This is a genomic window from Micrococcus sp. ACRRV, assembly GCF_022346985.1.
Lineage (GTDB): Bacteria > Actinomycetota > Actinomycetes > Actinomycetales > Micrococcaceae > Micrococcus > Micrococcus porci.
This window is the reverse complement of record NZ_JAKRNH010000099.1, coordinates 1-8,799: the sequence shown is the minus strand read 5'-3', so window position 1 is coordinate 8,799 and position 8,799 is coordinate 1. Positions and strand designations below refer to the sequence as shown.

Sequence of the window (8,799 nt, the reverse complement as noted above, 5' to 3'; positions counted from 1 at the left end):
ACCTGGCCCAGACCCAGACCCTGCACACCGGCCGTGGAATCACTAGGGTCTGCCGCCACCGCATACGACGGCGCCCGCCCCTAACCAAGTGCAGTTAAGGACGCGGGCACCGATGGGACCTGTCAGGTCAGTACCGCGTCACGGTCAGCGTTGTGGTGGTGCACAAGGCGACCCTCTTCAGGGGGGGCGCCTTAGGATGCCGCCAAGGTCCCCAACATGAGCCCAGTTGCTGGTCGTTAGGGGTACCTCGTGTCCCGCGCGGCCGACGCTACCGGCGTTTCAGGCGTCGGCGGCTGCCTAACTTCCCAGACCGACCCAGCTGAGCACGATGGTGGCCAGGAGGGTGAGCACAGCCACTAGGGCGTGTCTGACAATCGTTTGGATTACGCGAGCACCGCCCGCGTCCGCTGCGGCGATCAGCATCTGAAGCACCCGATCCCAGGTGCCTTCTTCGGCCATGCGTCGATACCAGGTCCACACTTCTCTGCCGCGGCCAGAAGACCTTGGGCAGATCGCGCTAGGCGATCCCGCACCGGTACCGGTAGATGATGGCCTCGATCATCATCCGCGCATCCGAGAAGGGCCTGCCGGGCCGGCCCGTGTGAGTAGGCAGCATCGGGGCGATCAGCTCCCACTGGGCATCGGAGAGCATCTGGAAACGGGACATGCCTTCCAAGGTGCCAGTGGGCCCCTAGACTGTTTGTCAGACACGCCCTAGGAGCGTATATGGCCTCTACCTCTCCAACGCTTTTGCCGTTCCGGATCGATTCTCTAGCCACCTCGCTCTTCGCCAAGGAGACAGGCTTCAGCGGCCCCCAGCTCCATGACTTCTTCGCTCGTTACACCGACGTGCTGGGCCCCTATCGGTGGAACGGGAGCCCCTCCCGATGGCAGATCTTCCAGACCGGGTTGCATTCTCTTCCGCTGCCTCAACAACGCGCCGTGCTACTGGAGTTGTGTTCCTACGACGGCGAGTTCAAAAACGGCCGCCCCCCTGAAGGGGAGCTCACCCGGCTACGGGCCATGCTCCTCTCCGCCGGCACCCCCGGCGCGCAGGCAGCACAGGAGTCCCTGCAGAAGCTCGAGGACTGGGAGGCCGTCAACAGGTCCTGGCAGGCCGCGCTGACCAAAGTCCAGGACGACCCAGACGGAGCTATCACCGCGACCCGCACCACCATCGAGAGCGTGTGCAAGCACATCTGCGATGAACGCGGAGTGAAGTACGAAGACGGGTGGGATCTCGCTCGGCTCTACAAGGCCACCTCAAGTGCGATGCAGGTGGCACCGGATCAGCACAGCGAACAGATCATCAAGCAGATCCTCAGCGGGGCGGCAACGCTTGTTGGAGGACTGGCCGCGATGAGGAATGCCCTCAGCGACGCCCACGGTCGAGGCAAGCGCTCTGTGGGGCCAGCACCTCGCCATGCCAAGCTCGCGGTCAACGCGGGGTTCGCCATCGCCGGCTTCCTCATCGACACCCACGTAGAGAAACCGCCCGTTTCCAGCTGACCCTCTCGGCCCCGATTCTTAGGTTTAGAACGGCAGGGCCCCGTGTACGTTGTGCCTGTGGAGCAACTTGCAGATCGCGGCGTCATCCGCACAGCCCTGGACGACTTCGGACATGCCTGGGGTCAGCGCATCGACCGCTGGCGCGCCGATGGACAGACCCACACGGAGAAGTCCTTCGCCCAGCAGTTCTGGTCCGACCTGCTACGCGCTTTCGGGGTGATCCCCGAACGCATCGACCTGTTCGAGCGCGGGGCCGCGCGCGCCTCCACCGGTGGGGCCGGCTACATCGACTTCTTCTGGTCCGGTGTCGCCCTGGGCGAGGCCAAGTCCCTGGGCGCTAACCTCGACGTGGCCCACGCCCAGGCGTTGGACTACCTCGCCGGCGGGTCCATCGGTCAGCACGAGTGGCCCAAGTACGTGCTCGTCACGGACTTCGCCCGCATCCGCGTCGAACGTCTCGGAGACGCCGGCTGGGTGGCCGAGTTCGGCGTAGAAGACGCTGCGGACCACGTGGACCAGCTGATGTTCCTAGCCGGCCAGGACACCGTGACCAAGACCGAGGAACAAGAGGCCTCCATCGCGGCCGCGCAGCTGATGGCCTCCATGTTCACCGCCCTCGTCGGGGACGAGGTGGACGTACCCGTAGGCGAGGAGGCCCCCGAGGACGCCGAAGAGGAGGAGTTCGCCACCCAGCAGGCCTCGATCCTGCTCACCCGGCTGCTGTTCCTGCTCTACGGAGACGACGCCGGCCTGTGGGAGGCCGACCTGTTCCAGCGCTGGGTGGAGTGGGACACCACCGCCGACAACCTCGGCCCCCAGCTGGACGCGCTCTTCCGCGTGCTCAACACCCCGGAGAACCGCCGCCGCGGCGTGCCAGACTCCTTGGCCCGCTTCCCCTACGTCAACGGCGGCATCTTCGACGGCACCTCCACGGCCGGCTTCCTCACCCGCGACTTCCGGGACGCGCTCGTGGCCGCCTGCCGGTTCCGGTGGACCCAGATCTCCCCGGCCGTATTCGGCTCCATGTTCCAACTGGTCAAGTCCAAGCAGGCCCGCCGCGGGGACGGAGAGCACTACACCTCCGAGGAGAACATCCTCAAGACCATCGGCCCGCTCTTCCTGGACGAGTACCGCGCCCGAGCGGACCGACTCATCCAGAACAAGACCACCACCCGGCGTGAGGTGATCGGGCTGATCGAGGAGATGGCCGCCAACATCTACGTCGACCCGGCCTGCGGAGCCGGCAACTTCTTGAACCTGGCCTACGCCAAGCTGCGCGAGATCGAGACGGACCTGCTGGCCGACCAGCGCCGCCGCACCGGATCTCAGGACCTGTCCCTAGACGTGAGCTTGGACCAGCGGATCCACATCGACCGGTTCTACGGAATCGAGATCAACTGGTGGCCGGCCAAGATCGCCGAGACCGCCATGTTCCTCGTGGACCACCAGGCCAACCGGCAGCTGGCCGCCGCGCTCGGCCAGGCCCCGGTACGCCTGCCGATCAAGATCACCGCCACGATCTACCAACACGACGCGCTCACCCTCGACTGGTCTCAGGCCCTCCCCGCCCCGGCCGGGCGCACGTTCGTGTTCGGCAACCCCCCGTTCCTAGGTGACCACACCCGCACGGCTGCCCAGCTGGCGCTAATGCAGGCGGCCTGGGGAGAAGGCAAGCAGCTCTCCCGCCTGGACTTCGTGACCTCCTGGCACGCACTGACCCTGCGCCTGCTGGCTGAGCGGGATGGGGAGTGGGCGTTCGTAACCACGAACTCGATCGTGCAGGGGGACCAGCCGGCCCGCTTGTTCGCCCCGATCTTCGCCGCCGGCTGGCGGATCAAGTTCGCCCACCGCACCTTCGCGTGGGACTCCCAGGCCCCCGGCAAGGCCGCAGTGCACTGCGTGATCATCGGCTTCACCCGCGACCGGGACGCCAAGGCACGCCTGTTCAAATACGAGCACGCACGAGGCGAGGCCCGCGAGGTGCCCGGGGTGAAGACGATCAACGCCTACCTGGTGGACGGACCCGACGTGCTGGTGCAAAAGCGCAGCACCCCGCTCGCCCCCGACATGCCGGAGGTCGTCTATGGCTCCAAGCCCACGGATGACGGCAACCTCATCGTCACCGCAGAGCAGTACCAGGCCGTGATGGCCGACCCCGTGATGGCCCCCTACGTGCGCCCTTACGTCGGTGCGGTCGAGTTGATCCGCGGCCAGCGACGCTGGTGCCTCTGGCTGACCGACATGGACCCGGATGCACCCTCCCGCTCCCCCGAGCTCAAGCGCCGCCTCGAGGGTGTCGCCACCGAACGAGCCAAGTCCAAGGCCGCCTCCACCCGAGACTGGGCGCGCTTCCCCCACCTGTTCCGCCAGCGCGGCCTCGTCTCCGATGTGCCCTTCGTGGGGATCCCAGAAGTCAGCAGTGAGGGGCGCGCCTACCTGCCCGTGGCCCACTTCGAGCCCGACGTCATCATCTCCAACAAGGTCTACGGTGCCGTGGACCCCGACGGCATCGTCTTCGCCGTGGCCTCCTCCTCGATGTTCATCACCTGGATGAAGACCGTCGGAGGACGACTGGAGTCCCGCATCTCGTTCTCCAGCACGATCACCTGGAACGGCTTCCCCCTGCCTGCTCTGACCGACAAGGACCGAGCCTCTCTAGCCAAGGCTGGCCAGAAAGTCCTCGAAGCCCGGGCTCTCCACCCCGAGCGATCCCTGGCCCAGCACTACGCCCCGCTGGGCATGGACCCGGCCCTGGTCAAGGCCCACGACGGGCTGGACGCGGTGATGGACAAGATCATGGGAGCACCCCGCCGGTGCCGCACCGAGCTGGAGCGTCAGGAGCTACTCTTCGCCCGTTATGCCCAGCTGACTTCGTAGCAGCGCGCCATATGGAGAAGGCGTAGAAGCACCGGCACTGGTGGCAGAGATCGGACCGTGTCAGATGACGAACCGCAGCTTCGGTCGGACGGTCGAGGCGGCATCCATGACCGCTTCGGCCACCTCGGGAGCGATACGGCCAGCGGCCATGATGCCCTCGAAGTCGTATCCGCCATCGGTGATCAACTGACGAGCAATCCCGAGCACCTGTGGCGATTCCGCCGGGCCAAGGGGCCCGGGCTCCGGATGCCCCCAGGCGGATAGTTGCTGATTGGCGCGCCTGTACGAGGCCTCGGAGAGCCGTCCCAGTGAGTGGGCACGGTAAACCAGGGCACGCAGACTGACCCCCCAGTGGCGCTTGAGCTCATGGAACGCCGGCCAGTTAATGCGCCGGGGCAGGTCTTCAATGATCTCGTCTCGAGGCATGAGGAACTCAGCGGCGAACTGGTGGGCCTGCTGCTCCACTAGCTTCGACCCCGGTTCGGTGTCGGGGTGCAGAACCAGGTGGCCCAACTCATGGGCCGCGTCGAACCGGCTACGCGCTTTGTCATCCTTGGTTGGGGAGAGAAAAACCAGTGGCCGTGCTCCGGAGTACGTCGAGAACGCGTCTACAGCCGCGTCCGTCTCCACCGGCAGGCGCAACGCGATGATCCCGTGGGCTTCCAGCGTCTGGACCACTGAGGGCAGAGGACCTGGCGCGATGCCCCAGGTCGAACGAGTAAGCCGAGCCGCCTCAACGATGGCCTCATCGGTCAGCTCCTCGGGCAGCTCCAGCTCGGGCAGCGACACCGGGGGAAGATCGACGTAGGCACCGATCAGATCAACCAGCTCCAGGCACAACTCGCCGTAGGCCAGCGCCTGCTCCCTGGAGGTAGCGGACGTAGAGCGCAACGAGCGGAAGTGCGCCCCGGACGCAGGCAAGAGCGCAAGAGGTCGTCCGGCGCCGAAGAATTCTCGAGGCAAGCCCAGCTGCAAGCAAAGTCGGGCCAGGACACTTTGAGTCGGCTTCGAGAGGTTCTTCTCAAACTGCGCGATGGCGGTCGGGGTGACTCCTACTTCTCGGGCGAGGGTGGCCTTGGTCTTTCGGCGCAGCCTCCTGGCCACGGTGAGCCGAGTGCCATCGAAGTCCGTGCCCGCAGCCGAGAGAGGTGAAATGCGGGTCACGCCTGACCTTCCTGGGGCCGCTGCTTCAGAGCCATCGAGAGGGCTGCCGCGGGCCTCTCGTCGAAGTTCGGGCCACGATCAGGCATGGGCGTCTGCGTGACCTGCGCGTCACGGTCGGCATCCCACCAGAGCCTCTCGTGGGCGATGAAGGGCCTCTCACCGAGCACGGGAACGGCCAGCCAGCCCGCGGTCAGTGGAGTCTTGGCTTCCCCGCCCCACAGGAGCATGAAGTTCTGTACAGTTCCGGGCGACCCTGGGTGCGCGAAGAGCGACGCAGCTCCGGCGGCAGGGGTCCGATACTGCAGAACCTCGGAGTTCTCTGCGGCGATTGCCGCCCTGACCTGGCTATCTTGATGAGCCCAGTCGACGCCCCCACCCCAGTTCGGATTGCGCCCTTGCCCGTAGGGAACCTTCATCGTTACGAAGCGTGCGCCCGCGAACTCGAAGGTGAGGACGCCTCCTGGGGTCGCCACGTGGAGCCCCGAGATACGCCAATGCGCATCGGAATGTTCGCGCACATCATGGTGAGCTCGACGAGGCGCCCTCTCCTTCAGGTTCTCGTAGCACTGAAAACCGAAGGACCTAGGGGTGTCACCGAGCTCGTCGGGCTCGTAACGGTCAAGGTTGGTCGTATAGACCTCCTGCACCAGCCCCCGCAAGGCATCGGTCAGGCCGCTCTCGGCGCACTCGTTGACGACAGTATGCAACGCCCTCTGGGCTGCTTCTTCGGCTCGATCCACTCACACAGTAAAGCACAGATGCTCGATCACGGCTACAACTCAAGTCGGGGTGCATAAAAACTTGCCAAGACTGAAGTAACGCCGTCCAAGCTAAACCTCGACGCTAGGACGGTGGCGTCCGGCCAGCCAACGGGGGCATCAGTCGGATGACATAGCCCCCTTCTGCGTCCGCGTGCGACGACATGCCCGTGCAGCTTCCTTCCGCCCGCCCGTTCTACAGCCGCCAGGTCTGGCCGCGGGCTGCCTCGGCGATCATTCCCGCCCCGCACCGCTCCAGGCTCGCCAGGACGGCGGCCACCGTGAGAGGCGGATTACGGGTGGCCGCCGCCTGCACCTGAACAGAGCGCATCACCTGGGCCGGGTCCAGGTCGAGCTGGTTCATGAAGAACTCGTCCGGATCCTGGGCCTGCAGGTTGAACCGGCCGAGCACCTCGGCAGGGAAGTCCTTGAGGTTGGCCGTCACGATCAGATCCGCCCGCCCCTGGACCGCGGCGGCCACCACATGCCGATCATCCGGGTCGGGAAGATCGATGGCCCCAACGAGCTGCTCCCACCCTTACACGCACGCGTCGTCGAAGGCCTGGTTCATCACCGCGGCCCGGCGTCGGGCCGCCCCGGTCTCCCGCATGTCCGGGTGGATGGTCTCCAACGCACGGATGGTCTCCTCGAGGATCCGCTCACTCCACAAGGGCCGGTAGAGGCCGGCCTCGGCCATGTAGAGCAGGGTGTCCGCCTGCGCGATGGGCACCAGCACGCATGCATCGAGCACGGCACTGAAGCGGGCCACTACCGGGCCTGCCGCCCCAGGTCGCGGCGGGCCTGACGCAGAGCCTGCCGGTACCGATCCGCGTCCTCGTCGTAGAGACCCGCCTCGGAGGCCGAACCGGTCAGGTCTTCCAGGGCGGCGCGGCGGTCCCGACGCTTGGCCTCTTGGTACTGCACCACATCCTGCAGGCGCACCCGCCGGTGGCGGCCACCGGAGGTCAGCTCATGGGCAAGCTCGCCGCCCTCGAGCAGCTTCACGAGCGTGGGGCGGCTGATGCCCAAGAAGTTCGCCGCCTCCTGGGTGGTGAGCATCTGATCCACCGGGGCCACGGTGATGGCCTTGCCCACCTGCATGGCCTCGGCCACCTCCCGCAGGACGTTGAACGCCTCTAAGGGAAGGGGAACAGTCTGCCCGTCCGGACCGAGCAACGCGGCCGGCTGCGTCAGGGCCCCCAGGAACCTGCTCAGATCGAGCATCTCCTCCAGGTCTGCAGGCGGCAGCACCGTGCGCGTGGCGTTGGGCTTGGTCTCCATGCACGCAGTATGAGACTTCAAACGAAAAAATCGCAACCCCGTGCGGTCGGGCTCACCCCTCAGCTCCTGCACCACGAGACAACGACGTGTAGAGCGTCTGCCGGCTGACCCCGAACGTGCGCGCCACCTCGGCCTTCGGGATGCCCATGTCAATCATCACGCGTGCCTGCTCCACGTCCGCGCCCGAGAGCTTCGGGGCCTGCACGTACTTGCCGCGGGCCTTGGCCAGGGCGATGCCCTCGGCCTGACGTTCCTTGATCCGTCGGCGCTCGAACTCCGCGAACGCGGCCAAGATCCCCAGCATGAGCCCGTCCACCGGGGAGGTGCCGGACTTGTCCACGGTGATCCGCTCGGACACGAATTGCACCGCACATCCCTTGTCCGTGAGCTCGTCCACGATCGCGTACAAGTCCCGGGTGTCCCGGCCCAGGCGATCCATGGAGGCGACCTTCACCAGGTCCCCCTCCCGCACGTACCCGATCAGCTCGGCCAGGCCCGCGCGCTTCGCACGTGAGCTGCCGGAGATCTTGTCTTCGAAGATCCGGTCGCACTCCCCCACCGCCTCGAGCTGACGATCCAGGTTCTGCTCGGCCGAGCTCACCCGCACATAGGCCACCGTCTGTCCAACCACGTCTAAGACCCTCCGTCAGATGTGTCCAACGGGTCCGAACTGAACCCACTCTGACGTGATGATCTCGTAGGGCCGGGGGGTGTGTAAAGGGGTATACCCGGCTCGACGGCCAATAGGACGAGCGCGGGCAGCGGAGCCACCCTGCGCGAGACATCGGGATCGGTGGCCAAGCGCGCTGACCAGGAGGGGAGTCGTCCTGGCGCGCTGGGGAGCACGGTGGCGCCATGCGGCGGGCACTGGTGGATATGTGGTTAGGCAGTGAGCGGCGGCAGCCCGAGCAGGACGTAGATCGTGCTGAGGACCGGGATGATGCGCTGTGCAGACTCGTCCGCGAGGGTCTCAACGGCCTTGTTTCGGAAGCGCTGGATCAGGCTGGCCGGGATCCTGCCGTCGCCGTCCTCCACCTGCTCCTCAAGCATGTTCACGCGCGTCAGCAGGTCACGTACAGCGTCAGAATCGCTGACGCCTGTGACCGAGTGTTCAGTTCGCGCTGTATAGTTCAGTCCATGCTGACTATTGCTTCGCGTCTCGACGTGATGAACCGCCTGGGTCGTGCACTGGCCGACCCCACTCGATCCC

8 protein-coding genes and 2 pseudogenes are annotated in these 8,799 nt (G+C 66.1%); 3 read left to right on the top strand and 7 right to left on the bottom strand.

The features are described from left to right. Nucleotides 1-570 precede the first annotated feature (570 nt). A pseudogene (locus MHY29_RS12525) lies at nt 571-667 on the bottom strand (IS5/IS1182 family transposase); the annotation flags it as partial. Nucleotides 668-726: 59 nt separating this feature from the next. On the opposite strand from MHY29_RS12525, the gene MHY29_RS09780 reads away from it, so the two are divergent. Then, nucleotides 727-1,509, top strand: coding sequence for an abortive infection family protein (locus MHY29_RS09780; protein ID WP_073116909.1), 783 nt, complete (start codon nt 727-729; stop codon nt 1,507-1,509). A gap of 42 nt (nt 1,510-1,551) precedes the next feature. Next, entirely contained in the window at nt 1,552-4,386 is a 2,835-nt protein-coding gene (locus MHY29_RS09775) for a DNA methyltransferase (protein WP_239240751.1), read from the top strand. Nucleotides 4,387-4,446: 60 nt separating this feature from the next. On the opposite strand, the gene MHY29_RS09770 is transcribed toward MHY29_RS09775, so the two are convergent. From MHY29_RS09770 to MHY29_RS09745, 6 genes are all read right to left on the bottom strand, one after another. Further along, entirely contained in the window at nt 4,447-5,550 is a 1,104-nt protein-coding gene (locus MHY29_RS09770) for an XRE family transcriptional regulator (RefSeq protein WP_051995340.1), read from the bottom strand. Beyond that, complete coding sequence (locus tag MHY29_RS09765; protein WP_129867028.1) at nt 5,547-6,290, bottom strand: hypothetical protein; 744 nt, start codon at nt 6,288-6,290, stop codon at nt 5,547-5,549. The genes MHY29_RS09770 and MHY29_RS09765 overlap by 4 nt, the downstream gene beginning before the upstream one ends. A 214-nt stretch (nt 6,291-6,504) precedes the next feature. Next, nucleotides 6,505-6,822, bottom strand: a complete 318-nt coding sequence (locus MHY29_RS09760; RefSeq protein WP_260979630.1) for a PIN domain-containing protein — start codon at nt 6,820-6,822, stop codon at nt 6,505-6,507. 24 nt (nt 6,823-6,846) lie between these two features. Then, complete coding sequence (locus MHY29_RS09755; RefSeq protein WP_222427465.1) at nt 6,847-7,077, bottom strand: PIN domain-containing protein; 231 nt, start codon at nt 7,075-7,077, stop codon at nt 6,847-6,849. Beyond that, complete coding sequence (locus tag MHY29_RS09750) at nt 7,077-7,589, bottom strand: helix-turn-helix domain-containing protein (protein WP_145033652.1); 513 nt, start codon at nt 7,587-7,589, stop codon at nt 7,077-7,079. The genes MHY29_RS09755 and MHY29_RS09750 overlap by 1 nt, the downstream gene beginning before the upstream one ends. Before the next feature lie 52 nt (nt 7,590-7,641). Then, nucleotides 7,642-8,220 carry a recombinase family protein gene (locus MHY29_RS09745; RefSeq protein ID WP_036313342.1) on the bottom strand — a complete coding sequence of 193 codons (579 nt, stop codon included), beginning with the start codon at nt 8,218-8,220 and terminating at the stop codon, nt 7,642-7,644. Between the two features lie 506 nt (nt 8,221-8,726). Here MHY29_RS09745 and MHY29_RS09740 point away from each other — a divergent pair. Beyond that, a pseudogene (locus MHY29_RS09740) lies at nt 8,727-8,799 on the top strand (transcriptional regulator); the annotation flags it as partial.

Excerpts from the sequence above, each read along its gene's own strand:
- MHY29_RS09780 (WP_073116909.1), top strand. The coding sequence starts at position 727 with ATGGCCTCTACCTCTCCAACGCTTTTGCCGTTCCGGATCGATTCTCTA.
- MHY29_RS09750 (WP_145033652.1), bottom strand. The coding sequence starts at position 7,589 with ATGGAGACCAAGCCCAACGCCACGCGCACGGTGCTGCCGCCTGCAGAC.